The sequence below is a fragment of the Sulfurimonas sp. CVO genome (assembly GCF_009883775.1).
GTDB classification, from domain to species: domain Bacteria; phylum Campylobacterota; class Campylobacteria; order Campylobacterales; family Sulfurimonadaceae; genus Sulfurimonas; species Sulfurimonas xiamenensis.
Genome location: NZ_CP033720.1, coordinates 872176 through 895701, shown reverse-complemented (window position 1 = coordinate 895701; position 23526 = coordinate 872176). Strand labels below are relative to the sequence as shown.

At 32.6% G+C, this 23526-nt stretch carries 26 protein-coding genes and 1 tRNA gene; 11 read left to right on the top strand and 16 right to left on the bottom strand.

The window, feature by feature from the left end; translation table 11 throughout:
• Nucleotides 1-45: 45 nt before the first annotated feature.
• A tRNA-Glu gene (locus CVO_RS04560) sits at nucleotides 46-120 on the top strand.
• Nucleotides 121-208: 88 nt separating this feature from the next.
• Here CVO_RS04560 and CVO_RS04555 read toward each other — a convergent pair.
• Nucleotides 209-2464, bottom strand: a complete 2256-nt coding sequence (locus tag CVO_RS04555; RefSeq protein WP_159570335.1) for a glutamine--tRNA ligase/YqeY domain fusion protein — start codon at nucleotides 2462-2464, stop codon at nucleotides 209-211.
• A 149-nt stretch (nucleotides 2465-2613) separates the two neighbouring features.
• Here CVO_RS04555 and gltX point away from each other — a divergent pair, with 149 nt between their 5' ends.
• Both gltX and CVO_RS04545 read left to right on the top strand, forming a co-directional pair.
• Entirely contained in the window at nucleotides 2614-3888 is a 1275-nt protein-coding gene (gene gltX / locus CVO_RS04550) for a glutamate--tRNA ligase (protein WP_159570332.1), read from the top strand.
• Nucleotides 3885-4172, top strand: coding sequence for a YggT family protein (locus CVO_RS04545; RefSeq protein WP_159570329.1), 288 nt, complete (start codon nucleotides 3885-3887; stop codon nucleotides 4170-4172). The genes gltX and CVO_RS04545 overlap by 4 nt, the downstream gene beginning before the upstream one ends.
• Here the strand turns inward: CVO_RS04545 and CVO_RS04540 are convergent.
• Complete coding sequence (locus CVO_RS04540; protein ID WP_159570326.1) at nucleotides 4149-4649, bottom strand: hypothetical protein; 501 nt, start codon at nucleotides 4647-4649, stop codon at nucleotides 4149-4151. The two genes, CVO_RS04545 and CVO_RS04540, sit on opposite strands and share 24 nt — an antisense overlap.
• Before the next feature lie 96 nt (nucleotides 4650-4745).
• Between CVO_RS04540 and mobB the strand changes: the two genes are divergently transcribed.
• From mobB to CVO_RS04510, 6 genes are read left to right on the top strand one after another with little or no spacing between them, the layout of a single operon-like run.
• A complete protein-coding gene (gene mobB / locus CVO_RS04535) occupies nucleotides 4746-5249 on the top strand; it encodes a molybdopterin-guanine dinucleotide biosynthesis protein B (protein WP_152299351.1) in 504 nt (167 codons plus the stop codon).
• A 4-nt stretch (nucleotides 5250-5253) separates the two neighbouring features.
• Entirely contained in the window at nucleotides 5254-6093 is an 840-nt protein-coding gene (locus tag CVO_RS04530; RefSeq protein WP_152299352.1) for a class 1 fructose-bisphosphatase, read from the top strand.
• Nucleotides 6080-6286 (top strand): hypothetical protein, encoded by a 207-nt coding sequence (locus CVO_RS04525; RefSeq protein ID WP_152299353.1) that lies wholly within the window; start codon nucleotides 6080-6082, stop codon nucleotides 6284-6286. Before CVO_RS04530 ends, CVO_RS04525 begins: the two co-directional genes overlap by 14 nt.
• Before the next feature lie 11 nt (nucleotides 6287-6297).
• Entirely contained in the window at nucleotides 6298-8220 is a 1923-nt protein-coding gene (metG, locus tag CVO_RS04520; protein ID WP_159570323.1) for a methionine--tRNA ligase, read from the top strand.
• The gene (locus CVO_RS04515; RefSeq protein ID WP_152299355.1) at nucleotides 8217-9212 is read left to right on the top strand and encodes a hypothetical protein; all 996 of its coding nucleotides are present in this window, start codon (nucleotides 8217-8219) and stop codon (nucleotides 9210-9212) included. The genes metG and CVO_RS04515 overlap by 4 nt, the downstream gene beginning before the upstream one ends.
• Nucleotides 9213-9243: 31 nt before the next feature.
• Complete coding sequence (locus CVO_RS04510) at nucleotides 9244-10377, top strand: TRAP transporter substrate-binding protein (protein WP_152299356.1); 1134 nt, start codon at nucleotides 9244-9246, stop codon at nucleotides 10375-10377.
• A 12-nt stretch (nucleotides 10378-10389) separates the two neighbouring features.
• Here the strand turns inward: CVO_RS04510 and CVO_RS04505 are convergent, their stop codons facing one another.
• Together CVO_RS04505 and queC are read right to left on the bottom strand one after the other, a co-directional pair.
• Nucleotides 10390-11049 (bottom strand): M48 family metallopeptidase, encoded by a 660-nt coding sequence (locus CVO_RS04505; RefSeq protein ID WP_188093947.1) that lies wholly within the window; start codon nucleotides 11047-11049, stop codon nucleotides 10390-10392.
• Nucleotides 11036-11710: a 7-cyano-7-deazaguanine synthase QueC gene (gene queC / locus CVO_RS04500; protein ID WP_152299357.1), complete on the bottom strand. Its 675-nt coding sequence runs from the start codon at nucleotides 11708-11710 to the stop codon at nucleotides 11036-11038. Before queC ends, CVO_RS04505 begins: the two co-directional genes overlap by 14 nt.
• 59 nt (nucleotides 11711-11769) lie before the next feature.
• Between queC and ybeY the strand changes: the two genes are divergently transcribed.
• Together ybeY and CVO_RS04490 are read left to right on the top strand one after the other, a co-directional pair.
• Nucleotides 11770-12189 carry an rRNA maturation RNase YbeY gene (gene ybeY / locus CVO_RS04495; protein ID WP_152299358.1) on the top strand — a complete coding sequence of 140 codons (420 nt, stop codon included), beginning with the start codon at nucleotides 11770-11772 and terminating at the stop codon, nucleotides 12187-12189.
• Between the two features lie 6 nt (nucleotides 12190-12195).
• On the top strand, nucleotides 12196-13122 hold the full coding sequence (locus tag CVO_RS04490) for a calcium/sodium antiporter (protein WP_152299359.1): 927 nt from the start codon (nucleotides 12196-12198) through the stop codon (nucleotides 13120-13122).
• A gap of 1 nt (nucleotide 13123) precedes the next feature.
• Here the strand turns inward: CVO_RS04490 and mrdA are convergent, their stop codons facing one another.
• The 12 genes from mrdA to CVO_RS04430 form a co-directional block, all read right to left on the bottom strand.
• Nucleotides 13124-14911, bottom strand: coding sequence for a penicillin-binding protein 2 (gene mrdA / locus CVO_RS04485; protein ID WP_152299360.1), 1788 nt, complete (start codon nucleotides 14909-14911; stop codon nucleotides 13124-13126).
• Between the two features lie 415 nt (nucleotides 14912-15326).
• Nucleotides 15327-15812: an N-acetyltransferase gene (locus CVO_RS04480; protein ID WP_159570320.1), complete on the bottom strand. Its 486-nt coding sequence runs from the start codon at nucleotides 15810-15812 to the stop codon at nucleotides 15327-15329.
• A complete protein-coding gene (yihA, locus tag CVO_RS04475; RefSeq protein WP_152299363.1) occupies nucleotides 15778-16395 on the bottom strand; it encodes a ribosome biogenesis GTP-binding protein YihA/YsxC in 618 nt (205 codons plus the stop codon). The genes CVO_RS04480 and yihA overlap by 35 nt, the downstream gene beginning before the upstream one ends.
• A complete protein-coding gene (lptA, locus tag CVO_RS04470; protein WP_152299364.1) occupies nucleotides 16392-16871 on the bottom strand; it encodes a lipopolysaccharide transport periplasmic protein LptA in 480 nt (159 codons plus the stop codon). The genes yihA and lptA overlap by 4 nt, the downstream gene beginning before the upstream one ends.
• Nucleotides 16868-17389: an LPS export ABC transporter periplasmic protein LptC gene (gene lptC, locus CVO_RS04465; RefSeq protein ID WP_152299365.1), complete on the bottom strand. Its 522-nt coding sequence runs from the start codon at nucleotides 17387-17389 to the stop codon at nucleotides 16868-16870. The genes lptA and lptC overlap by 4 nt, the downstream gene beginning before the upstream one ends.
• A 1-nt stretch (nucleotide 17390) precedes the next feature.
• The gene (locus CVO_RS04460) at nucleotides 17391-17885 is read right to left on the bottom strand and encodes a KdsC family phosphatase (protein WP_152299366.1); all 495 of its coding nucleotides are present in this window, start codon (nucleotides 17883-17885) and stop codon (nucleotides 17391-17393) included.
• On the bottom strand, nucleotides 17882-18454 hold the full coding sequence (gene hisB, locus CVO_RS04455) for an imidazoleglycerol-phosphate dehydratase HisB (protein WP_152299367.1): 573 nt from the start codon (nucleotides 18452-18454) through the stop codon (nucleotides 17882-17884). The genes CVO_RS04460 and hisB overlap by 4 nt, the downstream gene beginning before the upstream one ends.
• A 4-nt stretch (nucleotides 18455-18458) precedes the next feature.
• Entirely contained in the window at nucleotides 18459-19271 is an 813-nt protein-coding gene (locus CVO_RS04450; RefSeq protein WP_188093700.1) for a septal ring lytic transglycosylase RlpA family protein, read from the bottom strand.
• Nucleotides 19264-20490, bottom strand: a complete 1227-nt coding sequence (locus tag CVO_RS04445; RefSeq protein WP_241691013.1) for a lytic transglycosylase domain-containing protein — start codon at nucleotides 20488-20490, stop codon at nucleotides 19264-19266. Before CVO_RS04445 ends, CVO_RS04450 begins: the two co-directional genes overlap by 8 nt.
• Before the next feature lie 77 nt (nucleotides 20491-20567).
• A complete protein-coding gene (locus CVO_RS04440; RefSeq protein ID WP_159570317.1) occupies nucleotides 20568-21344 on the bottom strand; it encodes a TatD family hydrolase in 777 nt (258 codons plus the stop codon).
• 28 nt (nucleotides 21345-21372) lie between these two features.
• The gene (locus CVO_RS04435; protein ID WP_159570314.1) at nucleotides 21373-22911 is read right to left on the bottom strand and encodes a DNA repair protein RecN; all 1539 of its coding nucleotides are present in this window, start codon (nucleotides 22909-22911) and stop codon (nucleotides 21373-21375) included.
• A 71-nt stretch (nucleotides 22912-22982) separates the two neighbouring features.
• Nucleotides 22983-23516 (bottom strand): DUF4136 domain-containing protein, encoded by a 534-nt coding sequence (locus tag CVO_RS04430; protein ID WP_159570311.1) that lies wholly within the window; start codon nucleotides 23514-23516, stop codon nucleotides 22983-22985.
• Between the last annotated feature and the right edge of the window lie 10 nt (nucleotides 23517-23526).

Below are 23526 nucleotides of genomic sequence, written 5' to 3'. Positions count from 1 at the left end.
AAATAAATCTATATAATTTCGGCTCAGTAAATAAGACTGACAAGTGGCCCCGTCGTCTAGCGGTCAGGATCCATGGTTTTCATCCATGTTACAGGAGTTCGATTCTCCTCGGGGTCACCACTTCATCAACTTAAGAACAATCACAAACAGATCGTACTATTTGCTTAAACATGACAGAACTGCAAAGGCTAGTTCTACACTAACCTTTTTATTTTAATTTCTGTGTAACAAGTTCATTTACCACTTTTGGGTTTGCTTTGCCGCCTGTGGCTTTTAAGACCTGCCCTACAAAAAAGCCGAGAAGATTACTATTTCCAGCTTTAAATTTTGCAACATTGTCTGGATATTTTGCAACTATTTCATCGATAATAGGTTCTATTACGCTCACATCACTTATCTGAACAAGTCCTTTGGCTTCAACTATTTGAGTAGGATTTTCTCCGCTTTTAACCATCTCTTCAAAAACCTCTTTAGCTATTTTATTTGAAATGGTGCCATCATCTAGCATTTGCACAAGTTTAGCTACATCAGATGCATTAAATTGAAGCTCGTGCACTTCTTTTTCTTTTAATTCTCTTGCAATCTCATTTGCTACAATGTTGGCTATAGTTACAGGTGAGTTGTTAGCTGATAATATTTCAGCATAAAAAGAAGATAGTTTCTTATCTCTGGCTAAAATGTCTGCAACCATACTGTTTAATTTAAGTTCAGTCGTGTATTTGTTAAACAAGGCTTGCTCAGACTCACTCATAGGCTCAATCTTACCATCTATTTGAATTTTTTTTGGCTGAATTCTTCTTTCACTGATAGTTCTTTTTGGTTTTTCTTTTTTACTCCATGAATCTTTAAGACTCACTATTTTGTTAAATACAGGGTTTGTATCCGTATAGTCAATAGGATCAGCATAAAAGTACCCTTCTCTTTCAAACTGAAATCTCACATCCGGCTTATCTATGACAACAGCAGGCTCAATAAGCGCATTTTTAATAACCTTGAGTGAATCAGGATTTAGATCTTCTATATTTTGTGGATTTTCACGTGAATAGAGTCTGTCATAGAGTCTTACCTCCACTTTTTTAGCAGATATGGCATCTACCCACTGGATAGCACTTTTGACTTTTATACCGCTTGTGTCTTGTCCGCTTTTAGAGTCGGGGTTGTATTCTGCTATTATCTCGATTATATTGCCGCTCTTATCTTTTTTAACCTCTTTACATGTGATGATGTAAGCATGTTTAAGGCGTACAGACTGATGAGGCGTAAGACGGAAATAACCTTGTGGAGGGTTTTCATCAAAATCATCACGCTCAATATATATCTCTTTCGAAAAAGAGATCTTTCTTGACCCCTCCTTAGGTACATCATCCGGATAATACGGGGCGTCAAGTTCTTCGTTGCCTTCATAATTTTCTATAGTTACTTTTAGAGGGTCTAGCACACACATAACACGCGGTACTTTTGTGTTGAGATCATCTCTGATACAAAACTCAAGCTGTGAGATATCAACAGTGGAGTTTGCTTTTGCTATACCGATCTGATCACAGAAGTTTAAAATAGATTCAGGTGTATAGCCTCTTCTTCTAAGTCCTGCAATGGTAGGAAGGCGGGGATCGTCCCATCCGCGTACTCTTTTTTCATTGACCAATTCCAGAAGCTTTCTTTTGCTCATAACGGTATAGTTAATCCCAAGTCTTGCAAATTCATATTGATAAGGGCGCGGCGGTTCGAGTTTAAGCGTATCTAATACCCAGTCATAGATGTCACGGTTGTTTTCAAACTCTAGCGTACAGATAGAGTGAGTAACACCTTCAATATAATCAGAGAGACAGTGACCAAAGTCATACATAGGGTAAATTGCCCACTTGTCCCCTGCTCTATAGTGGTGCGCATGGCGGATACGGTATAAGAGAGGATCACGCATTTTCATGTTTGCCGCTGACATATCGATCTTAGCGCGAAGAACATGCTCACCGTCTTTAAACTCACCGTTTTTCATTCTCTCTAAAAGGTCTAGGTTCTCTTCTACACTGCGCTGTGCATATTTACTGCGACGCCCCGGTTCCGTGATGGTGCCACGGTACTCTCTCATAGTCTCTTCATCTAAGCTGTCAACATAAGCTTTACCCATTTTAACAAGTTCTATAGCATACTCATAAAGTTTGTCGAAATAGTCGGATGTATATCGCACATCACCCTCCCACTCAAATCCGAGCCACTTAACAGCGTCTTTAAGCGCTTCAACATATTTTGTATCTTCAGTAGTCGGGTTAGTGTCATCCATTCTAAGGTTACAATAACCGTTGTAATCGTGTGCGATGCCGAAATTTATTGCTATAGATTTAGCGTGTCCAATATGAGGGAAGCCGTTTGGTTCCGGAGGAAATCTTGTTATAATATTTTTGTATTTGCCTGCTTTTAAGTCTTTTTCAACTATTGTGCGTAAAAAATCTTTGTGCTCACCCATTACTTGTTAAACCTTTAATTTAAAACTCTTATTATGAATTGTATTTTATCAAATTGGAGCTTATAGCTCAATTTCCCTCTATCTTATCTAAAGAACTTCCTTAGCTAAAACTTGATAAAATTCAAAAATTACATTATACAGGAATATAAATGCTAAGATTTGCGTCCAGCCCTACTCGCGATATGAACATTGGTGATTTAAGAGTTGCCCTATTTAACTATATTGTCTCAAAGCAGAGAGATGAAGGTTTAATCATTCGCATAGAAGACTTGGATAAAGAGAGAAACATAGAGGGAAAAGATGAAGAGACAATTGGTATTTTGAAGCTTTTGGGCATTGATTATTCTCATGTTGTCTATCAAAGCCAAAATTTCCGTTTTTATGTAGCAATGGCTCTGCAGCTTTTGCATGAAGCTAAGGCTTTTAACTGTTTTTGCTCACCGGAGTGGCTTGAAAAAAAGAGAGAAGAAGCCAAAAACAACAAAGAAACATACAGATATGATGATGCATGCGCAAATTTACCTGCAGAACTTGTAATCGACAATGAAAATCCATTTACCGTAAGGATAAAAAAGTCAGAAACACCGATAATAATAAAAGACCATATTAAGGGTGAGATAACTTTCAAGCCAGAAGATATGGAGAGTTTCATCATAATGAACGAGAATAAAACACCCACTTATAACTTTGCCTGTGGGATTGATGATATGCTCGGCGATATATCTTTAGTTATCCGTGATGAAGGACAGATGAACGATGCACCTAAAGAGGATATGATCCGAACATCACTTGGCTATGAAAAGAAAATTGAATATGCCCATCTGCCTGCTATATTGGGTGAAAATAATGCCTTAAGCGTCAAATGGCTTCTTGAAGAGGGCTACTTGCCGTCCGCTATTGCAAATTACTTAATTTTAATGGGAAACAAGCCACCAAAAGAGATTTTTCATCTAGTAGACGCCATAGAGTGGTTTGATTTGAAAAACATATCAAAAGAGTCTGAGTATTTTGATATTGACAAATTAAGAGATATAAACAAAGAACACCTAAGAGCTCTAGATACAAAAGAATTCTCTAGATATGTTGGTTTTGCAGACGCCGATATTGGTGAACTGGCACGCGTATATCTTGAGGAAGCCTCAACTACAAAAGAGTTAAAATCAAAAATAGGTGCTATTTTTGCAAAAAAAGAGGTGCCAAAAGAGTTTGCAGAGGCTGTAAAAACGATGTCAGAGATTATTAAAAATGCACCCTATTTTGAAGAGTTTGATGATTTTAAAAATTATATCATGAAAGAATCTAGACTAAATGATAAAATTTTTTCTAAACTTTTGAGACTTCTATTAACAGGTGCTGAAGATGGTCCGGATATCTCTTTGGTATATAAATATATTAAAAATTACATAGGTGAGATTGTTAAATGAGTATGATTATAGAGATAATTCAAGGTATAGGTTCGATTTTTATCGGACTTATTAATATTTATATATGGGTAGTGATTATCGCTGCTCTTCTTAGTTTTGTGAATCCAGATCCGTTCAATCCTATTGTTCAATTTTTATATAGAGTAACAAATCCTGCCTACTCTTTTGTAAGAAGATTTGTAAGAACAAATTTTAATGGTTTGGATTTGGCGCCACTAATAATTATTATAGGATTGCAAATTATAATTGTACTGCTTAGTTCAATTTTGCGGGCTCTTTACTGATTCATAATGTAATATTTTCGAGGATGAAACATTATCTTCGAGAAGAAGATTAATCGTATCTGTTTTTTCAAATGTTATTAAATAGTAGCTGTTCCAGTTATTTTTACTATTAACAAGATGTGAAAATTTATTTTCTTCTGGAAGTTGCTCAACTTCAATTGGGAGTTTCGAATTTAATTTAAGTTTTAAATTAAAATCTGCTGATTTATTTGGATCATAAATCTCTTTTGCTTCTTTTGTAAATAAAAATACAAAAAAATATTCATTTTTATTATATAGCTTAGGATATATTTCATTTAAATATATCACAGAGATGACACCTTGCGTTTCTCCATCTTTAGATACTATTTTACTACTTTGAATACTGGTTGCGCTTAATTCCTGATCTTTATCCATATTAAATTCAAAAAAAGCATTTTTTCTAGAACATCCCGTAAAAAGAGTTAAAAAAGTTAAAATTATAAAAAAAGTTTTCATTTAAAATCCTGCAAATTATCATGGAATTATATCTTATTAAACAACCTTTTAAAGACTATTTTGTATAATAACTAAAATTTTAATAAAGTGTTTACATTGAAAAAAAGATTAGCAGTTGCATTTACAGGTCCCTCAAACAGTGGTAAGACTACCCTTATATTAAAAGTTGCCAGAAAACTAATACATGAATATAATAAAGAGGTGGCAATTATTAAACATGATCCAAAAGACAAAGCTCGTTTTGATGTTGAAGGAAAAGATAGTTATAAGTTCTCAGACACGGGTGCAGAAGTTATTGTTACATCCCCAAATCGTACAACCTACTTTTCTCAAAGAGAAAAAGATCTTGATGAAATGATTAGACTCTTTGATAATTTTGATGTCTTATTGGTAGAGGGATTGAAAAGTCTTCCTTTGCCTAGAATCAGCATATTTAGAAATTATTTAGATAGTGACTATTTTCCATATATGGATGCATTGGCAATTGACGGCAGTGTAAATATAAAAGAGTATGATTTACCTAACAATATTGCTATACTGGATCTAAACAATTGTGATGATGTAATATCATGGATACTTAAAAATGCAAAGGAAGTGTAGATAAATGACTGATATATTTAAAGCAATACAAAGAACAGCTATAAGAATAAAAGAGGCGATTGATACAAAAGATATTGGTTATTCACAGCAAGAGAACAGCTCCGGCGAAACGCAGCTTCAACTTGATATAAAATGCGATATGATTATTGAAGAGGAGTTCTCGCATATACCTTCTATTCATACAATTGCTAGTGAAGAGAAAGAGAAGGAGATGTTACTGCATAAAGATGGCAGATATTTTATAGCGTATGATCCACTTGACGGCTCTTCTTTAATTGATGTTAATTTAAGTGTCGGTTCTATTTTTGGAATATATGAAAATGCCTTTGGCGCTAAAAATATGGTCGCATCTTGCTATGTTGTATTTGGTCCTCGTGTTGAGATGGTATTTGCGCACAATAAAACTAAACTTCACTTACTTCAAAATGGAGAGTTTGAGTTTGTTAAAGAGATTCGTCTTAATGAAAAGGGTAAACTTAATGCTCCCGGCGGAACACAGCAAAACTGGAAACCGTATCATAAAAAGCTTGTAGACAGCTTCTTTGCTGAGGGTTATCGTCTAAGATACTCCGGCGGAATGGTTCCTGATTTGCATCAGATACTTTTAAAAGGTGGCGGTTTATTTAGTTACCCTGCTACTTCGGATAGACCTGATGGAAAACTTCGTAAACTTTTTGAAGTATTTCCATTTGCTTTTGTATTTAAAACTGCCGGTGGAGAGGCAATTGACGGAGAAAAAGATTTAATGGAAATCGAGTGCGCACACATACATGATACATCACCATGTTTTTTTGGTTCCAAATATGAGATACAAAGAGTAAAAGAAGTTTATGCAAATAACTAATACCGGCGAGATGGACAAATTTGAACTTCATCTTAACGAGATGATAGAAAAAGTACAAAACTGCCAAAAAGAAAAAGAGTTAAAAAGTTGCAGCAGTTGTGAGTTCTATTTAAAATGTGAATTAAGAACCAATTACATTAAAGCTGTTTATAACAGTATGTCTAAAGGAGATACTGGTGGATTTGAATTTTAAGGGGATAGAAATTGAGTAAATATATAACAACACCGATATACTATGTTAATGGCGAAGCACATATAGGACATGCGTATACTACTTTTATAGCCGACAGCATGGCTAGATATGAAAAATTAAAAGGTGAAGATACATATTTTTTGACCGGTACAGATGAACATGGGCAAAAAATTGAGGAGTCTGCTCAAAAAAATGGCAAACCCACTCAACTGTTTGCAGATGAGATAAGTGCAGGTTTTAAAAATTTATGGGATGAATTTGAAATAGATTATGACAAATTTATCCGTACAACCGATGAAGATCACAAAAAAGGCGTGCAAAAAGCTTTTGAAGTTATGTATGCAAAAGGTGATATATACAAAGATTTTTACGAGGGACACTACTGTGTAAGCTGTGAGACTTTTTTTACTGAAACTCAACTTGTTGATGGCGAATTTTGTCCAGACTGCGGCAGAAGTACCAATATTATTAAAGAAGAGAGTTACTTTTTTAAACTTTCAAAATATGAAGACGCTCTTTTAAAATACTATGCACAAAATCCTGATTTTATAATGCCGCGCTCTCGTGCAAGTGAAGTTATAAACTTTGTTAAAGGAGGTTTGCGTGACCTTTCTGTGACAAGAACATCTTTTACATGGGGTGTTCAAATGCCTGAATCGATAAAAGATGATAAGCATGTTATGTATGTTTGGCTTGATGCACTAATGAACTATATAACGGCTCTTGGCTATGGAACTGATGAAGCAAATATGCACTATTGGCCGGCTTCTATTCAATTTGTCGGCAAAGATATACTCCGCTTTCACGCTATTTACTGGCCTGCTTTTTTAATGAGTTTGGATCTCCCTCTTCCAAAACATATCGGAGCTCACGGCTGGTGGACTAGAGATGGGGAAAAAATGAGTAAATCAAAAGGCAATGTTGTTTCCCCAAGAGAGGTTGCAAACGCTTATGGTGTTGAAAACTTAAGATATTTTATGCTGAGAGAGGTTCCTTTTGGACAAGACGGCGATTTTTCTCAAAGAGCCTTTATAGATAGAATAAACTCTGAACTTAGTAATGATTTAGGCAATCTTTTAAACCGTATTATAGGCATGAGCGGTAAATATTCAAATTTTGAAATAGATAGCGTAAATGTTTTGAAATATCATAAAAAAGAGATTGATGCAGTCAATATTATTTTGGATTCGCTTGACGCTTTTATGGAGAATATACAAATACATAGATATTTAGAAGAGTTATGGAAACTATTTTCTATTGGAAATAAAGCTATCGAAGAGCATGCTCCATGGGTTAAAATGAAAGAAAATAAAAAAGATGAAGCACTTGCAACCGTAGCATTGGTCGCAAATATACTAGCTAAAGCATCAATTATGCTTCACCCTGTTATGCCGCGCACAACAAATACAATTGCCGATGCCTTAAGTTTTAGCATAAACAGCTCAAGCTATAACGAGTTTATTATAGATAAAAAACTTTTAAAATTATTTAATATTAAAGTTGTTCCACCACTATTTCCTCGCATAGAAGAGCCTTTAATGCCTGAAGCTCCTTCAGCACAGCCAAATATTTCTGAGAAAAGTGATGAAATATTGGAAGAAAAAGATAACCTTATAGAAATTGGCCAGTTTTTTGAAACATCTCTAAAAATAGGTGTTGTTATAGAGGCTGAGGAGGTGCCAAAAAGCAAAAAGCTCTTAAAACTTCTAGTTGATTTAGGCGAAGAAAAGCCTAGACAAGTTGTAGCAGGTATAAAAGAGTTTTACAGTGCTGACTCCTTATTAAATACACAGGTTTGTGTTGTTGCAAATTTAAAACCGGCGAAACTAATGGGTATGATTTCAGAAGGAATGCTGCTTGCTGCAAAAGATGAAGATGGTCTTTGTCTAATCAGACCTGAAAAATCTAAAAAACCAGGTACACCGATTGGATGAGACTTGAAAATTTTTTAGCGCTTACGCAAGCTACTCTTGTTAATGAACCATATATAAATAGCTTTGAAAATATTGTTTTTGAAGCTTCTAAAATAAAAAGAGGTGATCTCTTTTTTGCTTATGATTATAAAAATATAGAGTTAGCCGTTGCAAATGGTGCTTACGGTGTTGTGTTTGAGAGTCCAACACAAATAAGTGATAGTGAAATAGCTTGGATTAAAGTCAACAGCTTAGATAATGCACTTAAAAAACTGCTTCGTTTTAAAATGATAGAAAAAGAGATTGTAGCCTATGAGTGTAATGAAATTGTTTTAAAACTATCTTTGCAGATTATTACTCAGCTAAATTTTATTTCACTTACTGGAGATTTAAAATCAATTTTCAAATCTCTTTGGAATGCAGAAAACAAAACAACGGTACTGTTCTGCCCTGCTCTAAGTGATAGAGAGATATTTGCAAATGTAAAAAAAATCCCAACTAACTCTTTTGAATCTATCGTAATAATGGAGCAAACCCTATTTGAAACATCTTTTATTTATGATAATATTTTTTATGAAAGACAACTGATTTCCCCATTTTTCATACCATATTTAGAAGAGTTGCTGCATCTTTTAAAAACACTTAAAATCAATTATAAATTGAAAAAATTTACTCCGATAAATCATTTTGAAGCAGTTTTTACAAATAAGAAGTTTGAAATAAAAAGTTTTGGCACCAGTGATAAAGTACTTATATTTGAACCAAATATAAATTTAATAGATTCTCAAATTCTATTTTTACAACGCCATGCATCATGGGCCAGTATCATTTTTATTGCTCCATCACATATCAAATCTTATGAAAATAAAAATATTTTTATTTACAAAAATGAAAAAGACATTATAAATATACTTAAAAATAATAATTTTCATTTTGCACTTATTGCAGGGGTTGATAAATCAATTTTAAATAAGCCCTTATCAAATCAAATGCAGCTTACTATGGATTTTTAAATACTATTTCTAATGAGGATGTACACAAAATATGAATAGAAGAGATTTTTTAACAACTGCTACAACAGTTTCTACCGCTTTTGCATTAACAGGCTGTAATGACAACAATCGGCAAGCTATTGATTATTCAAAACATCCACAGCAAAAAAACAGTGATGCAAAAAGAGTAAATATCAATAAAAATAAAAAAATTGTTATAAAATTAGCTACTAGCTGGCCGGCAAGCTTTCCTATTATGGGAACCGGTGTAGAAAAATTTGCACAAAGATTAAAAGATATTAGCGGCAACTCTTTGGAAGTAAAAATTTATCCAAAGAATGTTCTTATTCCAGATTTGGCTGTTTTTGATGCGTGTTCCAGCGGTCAAATAGATGCTTTTCATTCAGGGCCATATTACTGGAAAGGAAAAAACAGCGCTTTTTCTTTATACAGCGGCATTCCTTTTGGATTTACTGCTGAAGAGATAAACTCATGGATGCTTTTTGGAGGAGGTTTAGAACTTTGGAGAGAACATTATGCAAAGTATAATCTTCATCCTTTTATGGGCGGAAATACTAATATTCAAATGGGCGGATGGTTTAGAAAAGAGATAAAATCACTTGCTGATATGAATGGACTTAAGATGAGAATTCCTGGTCTTGGCGGAGAAGTTTTTTCAAAAATGGGAGTTAACTCTATTTTACTGCCTGCAGGGGAGATATATACTTCACTGGAACGAGGTGTAATAGATGCTACAGAATGGGTTGGTCCTGCTCTTGATATCAAAATGGGATTTTATAAGGTAGCACCCTACTACTACTCAGGCTGGCATGAGCCAGGTTCTATCCTAGAGGTTACTTTTAATAAGCAGCTTTGGAATAAACTTCCTTTTGAACATCAAAGTATGATAGAGGTTGCTGCAAGTGAGATGAATTCAAGTATGACTTATGAATTTCACAGTGAAAATATCAAGGCCCTTAAAAAACTAAAAGAACTTAATATATCTATCCATCAGTTTCCAAAGGATGTCATAGATGCAGGAAAAATAGCTTTAAATGAAGTTATAACTGAGCTTAGTGAAAAAAACAGTGACTTTAAAAGAGTTTATGCCTCTATACAAAACCATCTTTCTCTTTCAAAAGAGTGGAGTGATGCGAGTTTAAAATACTTTTTAAATGAGAGGTAGATCGTTTTATTATTAAAACCAGAAGTTTTTTAGCTTTTGATTTAACTCATAAGAATCAGGGATATATTGATTGACTAAAGAGTGAAATTTTTTTGAATGATTCATATGTTTAAGGTGTGCGAGTTCATGCACTACTACATAATCAATCAGTTTTTCTTCTACTTTTATAAGTTCTGTATTAAAGGTAATAATTCCTTTTGAGCTGCAGCTTCCCCATCTACTTCTCATTTTTCTAAATTTTATATCGCTATAAGTTAAATCCATTATTTTTGAATAGTATTGTACTCTTGGAACAATATAATTTTGAGCATAAAATTTATAAAATTCATCATAACATCTTAAAATATTATCAATTTTTGTCGTATCTATTTTTTTAAGATAAGTTCTTAACTCTTTTGCTTTATCCGTATCAATACTGAAAATTTTTCCAAACAATAAAACTTCATCTTGAAGATTCACTCTTATTTGTGAATTTTTTTCTACTATTTTTAGCTGTTTTCGTATCCACTCTTCCCTGCTAATAAGAAGATTTTGAATATATTTTTTTGAAACAGCAGGAGTTTTAAGAACTATTTCACCATTTTTCTTAACGCTTATGTAGCTATTTTTTAAATTTGCTTTATATATATGTACAATTTTTAAATTATTAAAATCTATCTCACTGGTACTCAATTGGATCTTTTACTCCGACTTCTTTAAAACCATTTAACCTTAAACGACAGCTATCACAAACTCCGCACGCTTTATCTTCATTTTTATAACAACTCCATGTAAGATTAAGCGGAACTTCTAAATCTAGCGCTTTTTTAACAATTTGAGATTTTTTTAGATGTACTAAAGGCATATGAATAACTATATTTGTTTCATCTTTTGTACCAAGATTTATACTTCGCTGCATACTTTGTATAAAAGAGTCCCTGCAATCAGGATAACCGCTGCTGTCCTCTTCCACCACTCCTATTGCAATAGCTTCGGCATTTTCTTTTTCTGCTATAGCAGCTGCCATACTTAAAAATATTCCATTTCTAAAAGGCACATATGTGACGGGAACACCCTCTTCTACACCGCCAGTTGGTATATCTATATTTTTATCAGTCAAAGCTGAAGCACCTATTTGAGCGAAAAAATCCAAATCTAAAACATATCTATTTAAAACGCCCAATTCATCACAAATATTGTGAAAACAAGACAACTCTTTTTTTTGTGTTCTTTGTGCATAATTAAAATGCACAGCAACAATCTCATACCCCATTTTTTTCATCATGTATGCGCTAAGCGTTGAATCCATACCACCGCTCATAACACAGAGCGCTTTTTTATCTTTTATAATCATAAAAATATTTTAGCATAATCTTTTATGAACATATTTTAAAATTTGATATAATCTCACTTATGATTGAACTTGACAATAGAACTACACTACAGATTGATACTACTCTTATTGATGCAATAGCAAATCTTTTTACAAATAAAGAAATTGAGCTTATTGTTACAACAAATGAAGAGATAAGAGAGATAAATAAAACATATCGAAATATTGACAAAGATACAGATGTATTAAGTTTTCCATATGAACCTATGCCGATGAGCCCGCTTGGAAGCATAGTTATCTCCTCTTCTCATGTAAAAGAAAAAGCAATAGAACTGGGTCATAGTGAAAATGATGAGTTTGCACTTCTTTTTATACACGGTTTGCTTCATCTGTTAGGATATGACCATGAAACTGACAATGGTCAAATGAGAAAAAAAGAAGCAGAGCTTATAAAAAAATTCAACCTTCCAAAAAGTCTAATAATTAGAACAGAAGGATAGCTCTTAGTGGATTTTATAATTTTTGCAGTTGCTATGACAGCGCTTATTTATGGAGCAGATTTTATTATAAAAGAGTCTGAAAGAATTGCTCTTCATTTCAATATATCACATTTTGTAATCGGTGCTACACTTATTGCTTTTGGCACATCATTACCGGAAATGGCAGCTTCTATGATGGCATCAGGAGCCGGTAAAAGCGAAATGGCTATCGCAAATGTTGTGGGCAGCGTAACTTTTAATATAACGCTAGTCTTAGGGCTTGTTTTTTTAATATCAAAAAAAATGACTTCAAGACGGAATCTATTTGACAGAGATAGTGCGTGGGTAGTTGTTCCTGTAATTTTATTTATGCTAATGATTCAAGACGGCTTAATTAGCAGAATTGAAGGAGCTTTGTATATTTTGGTTATGTTCTCTTATCTTATATTTTTATTTACCGATTCCAAAGAAGATCTTGTAGAAGAGATAGATGAAGAGTTAATGAAAGAAAAATTTAAATGGCTCAAAACAACTCAATTTTTACTTATTGGTTTTATTTTAACAATAGGCGGAGCACATTTTGTTGTAGAGAGCGGAACAAATATAGCAAAAATATTTGGAGTTAGTGAGTGGATAATTGGGCTTTTTCTTATTGCTTTTGGAACATCACTGCCTGAACTTGTAGTATCTTTGGTTGCAATAAAAAAAGGCAATGCCGAAATGAGTATTGGAAATATAATAGGCTCAAATGTTGCTAATTTCTCTATGGTTTTAGGTTCAGCAGCACTTTTAAACCCTCTCTCTATTGACTTAATTGCTACAAAGTTTGATATTTATATAATGATTGCAGCTTCCCTAACACTTCTGTTTATTTTGGCAAATAGACTTTATAATAAAGCAGGAGCAATATTTTTACTAACAATATTAACTCTTTTTATACTTAATTCTATTTAATTTACTGCTTAATATATTCTAATTCTAAGAGTTTATCATAAATATTTGATACAATACTTCCTGCAGCAGAACCGCCGTGTCCTCCATGTTCAACTATAACCATAACTACATATTGAGGATTATCATATGGTCCATAACTTGTAAGCCATGCATGTGAACGGGTATAATACTCCATTTCATGCTCTAATTCTCTATTTTCTATATCTTGCAAAATACCGATTACTTGAGCAGTTCCTGTTTTACCGGCAATTTTTACATGTGAATTTATATTTCTAGCAGCTGTTCCGGTTGGATGATTGCAAACTTCATACATGGCTTTTTGAATAATTGGCAATTTTTTTAATTCATTTTTAGTAAGAACCTCTTCAAATTCCGGCTTAACCACCTCTTCCCCTATCATTTTTGCAAAGTATGGCCGAGGAAGCTTAGATGTTGCCATAAGAGCAGTAAACTGTGCCATCTGCATTGGCGTAACTAAAAAATCACCCTGCCCGATTGAGGTGTTTACAGTCTCTCCCATATACCATGGCATATTATATTTTTTTCTTTTCCACTCTCTTGATGGTACCGTACCGATAAACTCATTTGGCAAATCAACACCGGTTTTTTTACCAAGTCCATATCTAATAAGCCCATCACTCATTTTTTCAATTCCTAGCTTAAGGCTGCCTTTATAAAAAAAATCATCGCAACTCTCTCGTATAGCTTTTTTAATGCCTGTTTTTCCATGTCCAGTTTGCTTCCAACATCTAAATACTCTTTTGCCAAGAGGCATTGATGCAGTACAATAAACATTCCAGTTTGGCCCAATTTCCGGTGCCGTAATATATAATAATCCCAATCCAGTTTTTATAGTTGAACCTGGAGGATAAAGACCATGAATTAATTTATTTGTAAATGGCTTATCAAGACTATTTGAGAGTTTATCCCACTCTTCATATGAGATTCCAGATACAAATGTATTTGGATCATATTCAGGAAAACTGCTAGCAGATAAAATAGCACCATCAACTCTCATAACAATTACAGCACCTGATTTGTCTTTAAAAAGAGATGAAATATATTTTTGAAGTTCTATATCAATATTTAATATCAATTTTCTATCTTCAATAGCTTGCTTACTGGACAACTCTTCTATCTCTTGATTATTTGCATTTACTTTTATTTCTCGTTTGCCGGCTTCTCCTTGCAAAAATGAGTTATAATATTTTTCTATGCCTGTTTTTCCAGCATAACCAATAAGTTCTTGAAGTTTATCCTCTTCTATATCACTCTTATTTGCACGAGAAACATACCCAATAGAGTGTGTTGCAACTTCTTTATACGGATAATATCTTTTTGGAGAGGAGACAATATGAATATTGTCTCTTAAATTGAGAATAGAGTATACAGGCATAATCTCTTCATAAGATACAAAACTAACAATATCTATATAGTCGTGATTATAGTACGAATCTTTTTTTATATAATTTTTTATAATTTTTTCTCTATCCAAATTTGGCAGTAATTTTATAATCGTATCAACTTCTTCTTCAAATGTAGTTTGATTTTTTTTAGATCTAAGATGAGGGGCCATTTGTATTTTAAACCCAAGTTCATTAATAGCAATTGGTCTATTTTTCACATCAACAATCTCACCTCTTACCGGCGCAATCAATTCAGTTTTAATGGTATTGTTATAAGAGAGCTTTTCATAATAAGTATTTGACTCTATTGACAACAAAAATACTCTTGCTAAAAGTGCCAGCCATACAACAGCAAATACAAAAATTATAAATTTTATTTTCATAAAATACTCAAAATAAAAAATTCAATCATTATGTAATAAATTACATAATAGTTTATGCTTGGAGATGGCATTAAGAATATATTTGATAAAAATATATTAAAAACAAAAAAACCAATATAAACCAATATAACAGTTGCCATTTTTACACATATATTACAATTAATAATTTTCGCTATTTTTGGTATGATATATCTATATATAAAAGCAAAATATATAAGAGTGCTAAAGAGAACATATCCCTTTTCAGCTTCAAAAAGCACTAAAGAAAAGCAAATTAAAAGTAAAGAGGTTAAATCATTTTTCTTAAGCGCTCTTGAAAAAAGTACATATAATATTGCCAATAAAGGTGGTAAAAATAGGTGTATACTGCTTAATACAATATAGGGTATAAATATAACAACATATAAAAATGGTGTTAAAGAGTTTTGATTAGAGATACTTCGTTGCATATCGGAAAATGTTTACACTTAATACAATCAGCCCATATTTTGTGTTCAGGAATTGACTCTTTTGGAATTTCGATAAATCCAAGTTTTTCAAAAAACTGCTGTTGATAAGTCAAAGTAAGAACTTTTTTAATTCCAAGATTTTGTGCATCTTCTATAGCTTTGGCAATCAAACTTTGCCCTATCCCCATGCCTCTTCTATCCTCTTTTACAACAAGTGATCTGATCTCTGCTAAAAAGGGAGTATGAATATGAAGCGCACAAAAACCAACTATCGCACCTTCCTCTTTTGCTAATATATATGATCTTATATTTGTTGCGATTTCATCTGAACTTCTTGCAAGTATTATCCCTGTCTCAACTTCAGGAGCAACAAGTTTTTGCATATTTTCAATATCATAAAGCGTTGCTTTTGTTAATTTAATTTTCACCAGCAGCTCCTTGCAATATATCATATATAATCGTTACAATTTTTTGTAAACCTCTCTTTTTTGAACTTGAGACCATTAAAGCCTTAGGAAACTCTTTTTTAAGTGCATTTTGTTCTTTTTGATTTAATTTATCTATTTTTGTAAAAATCTGTAAAATATATTGTGTTTCATTAGCATGATCAATTAAAAAATCAGTTACAGATTTGTCAATTTCTAAAAAAGGGTGTCTGCAATCAATCAAATGAATAAAAAGTTTTATCTGTTTTCTATTTGATATATAATCTGTTAAATTTTTTTCCCAATCATATTTAATAGATTTGGAAACTTTCGCATATCCAAAACCTGGCAAATCAACAAATTTTGCAAAACTTTTTTGCGCATTTTCTCTATCTATAAATGTAACATCAAAATAGTTAATAAGTCTTGTTTTACCCGGTGTTGAAGATACTTTTGCTAAACCTTTATGATTTGTCAGAGCATTTAGTAAAGAACTTTTCCCCACATTTGAACGAGCCATAAAAACAACTTCATTTTGTTCTTTTGAGTCCGGTGCATCTTCTATAGTTGCTGCTGATGTAACAAATTTTGAGTCAATTATTTCAATCATTCTTCGCTCTTTTTTTTATTTTCAGGCATATCAAAAATCATTATAACCGGCTCTTTCTCAGCACCCTTAGCATACGCTTTGCCCTCTATTGTCTTTAAAATAACCTCTTCACCTGATATCTCTTTTTTTTCATCAATCTGCTTTAGATGCACTTCTTTAAAAAAATAGTACTCTTTTTCTTGCGGAAGATAGACAACTTTTTGGGCTTTGCCTTTATATAGTGCACCTTCAAGTGTTTGTATACTAAAAGAAGCATTTCCTTCTGCAATAAACTTTGTCGGTTCTTGGTTTGTGTTTGTATAAATGGTGACCTTCGATGCATTTAATTCATCATTGCCCCGAATCACATTAACATCACCTTCAAAAACAGATACACCTGTTTTTTGATCTGCATTAAAGCTGTTTGCTTTAACTTTTAACTCTAAGGAAAATAGTGCCGTTGTTAAAAAAATTGTTAAAAAAATTATTTTTTTCATTTAGTACTCTCTTTTAATTGATATATTGCTTTTACATCTTTTGACTCTACTCTTTGTAAAGAGTTATTATATTTTAATTCTCTTCCGGTAACTCTATTAGTGCCCTTATAAAGCACATAATCTCCATCTGCAGTAGCAATATTTGTTTTTTTATTATAAACTGCCTTTTGCGTCTCAAAGGTCAATCCATCTTGTCTAAAATAGACAACATCTCCATTTAAATAAACGATGTCATCTTTGTATATTCCGCTGTTTGATTTCATATTTGCTATATACTTTTTTGAATTATCTGTATAATCCATTTTGTCAATCGTATATCTATCTGCATATCTAATTGCTTTTTCACCGTTCATTAATGTAATCAATCCTTTAGAATCAAGTTCATACATAGTAAAAAATGAGATACTAAAAAGAGGTACTTCGGTAAAAGATTGTTGTTTTATCTCCAAGGGCTTAAATAAAAAAAGTATCATAATTAAACATACAGAAATAAATAAAAAATAATAATTTATATTCATACTATATCCAAACAGATAAAAACTGATCTCTTAAATCATTCTCATCAATTAATATATCTATCATTTCCCTCACAGCGCCATCACCGCCGTTACATGTAAGAACCGTATCAACAAGCTCTTTAATCTCTTTTACTCCATTTTTTGGAGTAAAACTTCTGCCAGCTTTTTTCAACATCTTATAATCATTCAAATCATCGCCAATAGCAGCTACTTCATAATTTTTAAGCTCAAGCAAATCTATAAGTTCGCTTAATGTTTTTTCTTTGTCTTTAATATGTTGAAACAGATGCACAATACCAAGCTCTTTGGCTCTTCTTTGAACTATTTCAGAATTTCTTCCGGTTATTATTGCAACATAATAACCCATCTTAATCCAAGAACTAATAGCCAGACCGTCTTTTACATTGAATTTTTTTGTTTCTGTACCATCAGATGAGTAGATTATATCTCCATCTGTAAGGCAACCGTCGACATCTAATACGATAAGCTTAATCACAGCATATCTTTTGTACTCGGAATACCGATTTTTTCATTTTTTTGCATTGCACGACGCATAGCTACAGCAACTGATTTAAAAGCGGCTTCTATAATATGATGCTTGTTTTTTCCTCTAAGTGCTACAATATGTGCGCTAATTCTTGCATTTGAGACAAAAGCTTTAAAAAATTCTTCAACTAGTTCCGTATCAAACTGTCCTACTTTTCCAGTCACATCAACTTCATAAACCAGGTATGGACGATTGCTTAAATCCAAATCGCAGCTAACACAAGCTTCATCCATCACAATATTTGCACTGCCGAATCGTTCCATGTTTTCAACAGGATAAATTGTTTCAGACAAAAGAGAACCTAGAACAATTCCGACATCCTCTACACTGTGATGATCATCTATATATGTGTCACCCTTGCATGCAATATCTAAATCTATCAAAGAGTGTTTAGAAAAACTCTCTAACATATGATCTAAAAAACCCACACCCGTATTTATATTGCTTTTGCCTTTTCCATTAAGAGACAAGGAAACAACGATATCTGTCTCTTTTGTTTTTCTGCTTTTGCTAATCATTTGTTTAATCCTCTCTTACAATAAATGAATCTTTAAAATTTCCAAGTGATTTATAATCTCTAGCCTCTTGTTCACTTCTAAAACCTTTAAGCCAAACTTTAAACATTCTTCCGTTTTGTGTTTGCATATCTTTTATAATTGTCTTGTACCCATCAATATTATCGTACTTTTGTTGTGTCAAAAGAGCTCCTTCAAATCTGCTAAAAGATGCGATTTGAAGTGCAAAATTAGCTATTTGTTGATCTTGAGGAACATCTTTTAACTCTTCTTGCAATGGTACTTGTTTTTGCTCTTTTGAATGAAAACCAAGTATTTTTATTGTAACAGGAGCTGTTCCGTCATCAATCATATCTATTTTTCTCGCAGCCGTATTGGAGAGATCAATAATTCTTGTCGCAATAAAAGGCCCCCTATCGTTAATCCTTACAACAGTGCTTAAACCATTTTTTTTATTTGTAACTTTTACAATTGTATTCATCGGCAGAGTTTTGTGAGCAGCTGTCATATCATACATATTGTATGTTTCGCCATTAGAAGTCAGTTTTCCATGAAAATCAGGACCATACCAACTTGCATTACCACTAAACTCATCACCTACATTTACTACAGTCGGATAATATTTTATACCTCTTATTACATATGGATTCATCGTAGGATGCCTATAATCCTTTTTACTAAGTATAGGGCTGTGTGAATTTTCATCTAGCGAATAAGATGTTGTTTTATCAAAATCAGTGTATGCTCTTTTTCCTCTTGTGCTGCATCCAGTAATAAAAATTAAAAGCAAGACAATTAGAAAAACAGATACTTTATTCATATAGCTTTAACCTCTCACCCTCTCTAATCAGACTTCCATCAAGTTTGTTCTGAAGCTGTATATTTTTAATACTGACTTTATATGCTTTTGAAATAGATTCTAAAGTATCCCCTTTTTTTACCAAATAGTAAAATTCACTATCTATTTTTTCAACATTTGCCCGATTGTCTATCGGGATAATCAGTTTTTGATTTAAACTAAGCATACTCTTTTTTAAATTATTGAAATCCATAATCATTTTATATGGAACATTATATTTTTTGCCTATATTGTAGAGACTTTCACCCTTTTTAACAACATGTATTTTGTAAATATTTTTAATTTTTTCTTCAAAATATTTTTGTTTAAATTCTGAGAGTTTTATATATGGAATATATATATCATAACCATTAAGATATGGAGGTATAAAATCATACTTTAAGTGTCTATTTAATTTTTTAAGCTCTTCCATTGGAATTCCCACTAGTTTAGAAACTCTTTTTAATGACTCTCCTCTTGGTACTCTAACTGTAGATATAGAGTATGCATTTGCTCTGTTTAAAAGATGTTCATATTCACTTTTCAATAAAAACTGCTCATCATTTCCCATTATAGCCAATGCCACAATTTTTCTAATATAGAGTCTGCTCTCTTTTGGTATATACCTCTTTTTAGGATTTAACAAAATAGAGAGATCATCACTTTGCGCACTCTTTATAGCTCTACTCAATCTTCCTTCACCGCAGTTATATGCAATAGCTGCTAAATACCATTTGCCAAATTTTTCATAAAGGTAGGAGAGATATTTTGCGGCTGCTTCTGTTGATTTTACAAGATCTCTTCTCTCATCAACATAATCATCAATTTTAAGACCGTATATTTTACCTGTCTCAGGCATAAACTGCCATAAGCCAGAGGCTCTCTTAGCAGAATATGCCTGTATAGAAAAATGTGATTCTGCCATTGCGAGGAAAAGAAATTCTGCAGGAACTCCATGCTTTGCTAAAATATTCTTTATTGCCGGAATAAAAAGATAAGCATCATTCATCGCTTGAAAAAAGTGTTTATTTTTATAAACCGTCATATTGCTGTTTTTCATCTGATTCATTATCGGGTCATATAAAAAAGATGCTTCAATATCAAAAGATTCTAAGATGGTTATCTCTTTGGTGTAATTTGAAGTGTATGTAAGATTTGCACTCAACAAAAATGGTAGTATTAACAATAAAATATATTTCAAAATGACAGCTCTTATTTTAAATTTAAAAAATACATTTTATCCAAATGAATATTAAATAGAGTTAAGACTCTTTAATATTAAGAAATATTAAAGAGTACAAGGGCATTTTGAGTTGTTATTTTTTTTACATCTTCCAGTGGTATTTCTAAAAGTTCAGAAATTTTTTTTGCAATAAAGGTTGTATAAAGAGGTTCATTTCTTTCACCTCTATGCGGAGTCGGTGTCAAGTATGGACCGTCTGTCTCAATAAGAAGCCTGTCTTGAGGTATTTTTGGAAGTGCATGGAGAAGTTTTTTTGCATTTTTAAATGTCAAAACGCCTCCTATCCCAAAATAAAATCCCTCTTTTGCAAGACTTAAAAGCTCTTCATCCGCATTATAGCAGTGCAAAACTCCTCCAACCTCTTTTGCATTATATGCTTCAAGAATCTTTTTTGAATCTTTTGAAGCATCTCTTATATGTACAATAAGCGGTTTTTTATACTTTTTTGCAATTTCAATCTGTGCTATAAAAATCTCTTTTTGCTTCTTCTTTTCTCTATCTTTTTCTTCATCACTTCCCTCAAGTCTAAAATAATCAAGTCCGCATTCGCCTACTGCAACGCACTTTGGATGATTAATATACTTCTCAAACTCCAGCGTATCAAAAGCATATATATCATAAGGATGAACGCCGATTGCAAAATAGATATCACTATTGCTCTCAGCTATCTCTATGGCTCTTGTGAGATTTACAGGATCTGCCCCCGGAATTATAAAACGCTCTACTCCCCCTTCTCTGGCTCTTTTGAGCACTTCATCTAAATCATCTATATATCTCTTGTCGTCTAAATGTACATGTGTGTCAATTATCATTTCTAACTTTTCCTTTTGCAGGTATTACTTATTTTGTGTGTAAATTTAGCAGTTCTTTAGCAAACTCTCTAGCTTCTTGTGTAATGCTCTCGCCGCTTATTATTCTTGCTATTTCATCTACTCTCTCATCAAATCCAAGTTCTGTTACATAAGATTCATCACTTTTTTTATGCACCAAAAAGTGCTGATCGCCCATAGATGTAAGTTGCGGTTGATGCGAAATTACAAAGATTTGAAAATGCTTTGAGAGTTCTTTTAACACCTTTGCAACACTCATAGATTCTTCACCGCTAAGATTGGCATCTATCTCATCAAGCATCAAAACGCCGCCATTTTTACTCATAAACTCAGATTTTAGAGCCAAAATGGCAAGACGAAGTCTGTTAAACTCACCTGTACTCACCTTTTGTAAATCGGTAGCATTTAGCTTGATGTCTACTTTATCTTTTCCGGAAATTCCATACTCAATATCACTTATTTCCAACTGTGCATCTCGAAGATAGAGCTCTTTTAGATATTCGTTTAAATTGTCTTTTAAAGATTTTAGTTCATTATGACGAAGATTACTTATATTGCATGCCAAATCTTTTACTTTTTTATAAAGCGTTGTTTCCCTGCTCTGTAAATCACCTTTTGTAATCTCTATATTTTCATACTTTTGCAGTTCTAAAATTTTTTGTTGTTTGTACGAAAGAGCTTCTTCTATGCTTCCATATCTTCTTTTGAGATCACTTAACTCTTCTATCCGGTTTAAAATCTCTTCAATATCAATTTCATCAAGAGCATTAAACTTCTCCTCAGCACTCTCCATAATTGCTCTTAATTCATTCATAGTATCACTAAAAAATGAATTCTCTACATTTAATAGCTCCAGGGCATTAAAAACATTATGCTCATACTCAAAAACAACATTTGCTTTGGATATGGCTTCTAGAGCTTTCTCTTTTTTTGAGAGCTCTTTTTTAATCTCCAAAAGCTCTTCATCCTCTGAAATTTTTGGATTTATATCCTCTATTTTTTTAATCTCAAATGCTGCAAACTCTTTGAGTTCTACAATCTTTTTTTGCTCATCTTCTATAGCCAAAAGTTCTTTTTTTACTTTTTTGTGCTCTAAAAAAGCCTCTTTGTACTCATCTTTTAGTTTGTTTATCTTGTGATTTTTCTTCTCTATCCTCTTATCCAAAATAGAGAGCAGATTTTCATTTTCAAAATCGCTGAAATCTCTTAATGAAAGATGCTTTAAGTAATTTAAAGATAAACTCTTTATTGCTTTTTTTGAAATACTTTGATTATTTATAAAGTATCTTGATTTCTCTTTTTTAAGATGTTTAAATATATAAACATCATCAGACTCTATACCATACTCATCGGCATCTAATTCCCAGGAAACAACAGATTCGCACAATGAGGCATCACATGTAGTTGTGCCAAATGAAGATAAAATTGAACTCATTAAAAGCGATTTTCCGCTTCCGCTGGGACCAGTAAATACAACTAACCCACCCTTTAAATTTAGCTCAATTTCTTTAAAACTAAGATAATCTTTTAAATAAAATCTCTCTATCATTCATAAGTACCTTGTAAAATATTTTCAAATTATACTTTATTGTTAAAAATCTTTTTGCTTATTTCATTTTATCAATCAACTAACCGAGGAGGAAACTCTTTTAACATTATGGTTACAATTTCATTATAGTAGTCGGTTCGCTCTTGCGGTGATTTAAAATCTTTTTTATCCTGAGTAATTGAAGTGCTCCAAAATGTTTTTTTTGTATTTGGATCTATCATATTTATGAGAATAGTCTCCTCATCTGTAAATATTATCTGATTTGCCGTACTCATGGAAAATCCCATACTTCTTGTAAAAGTACCTACACCAAAGCCCACACCTACATTTGATGGGACATCCTCTTTGATTGAACTTTTAAAATCAATGTGAAAATCAGCTCTCTCTTTTGCTGTGCCCAGATACCCTTTTAATTCCATCTCATTTACAATAGCTTCGCGAATACGCTCATCATTAAGCGTATCATAACTCTGCTCAGCATTATAAACAACACTAAATGCAGAAAGCGTATTTATTTGAAATGCCGGATCATAATCGATATCAGGTTTTTTCGTTGCACAACCAACTATAAACAGCAGTAAAAAAGGAATTATATATTTAAACATTTGGTCTCCT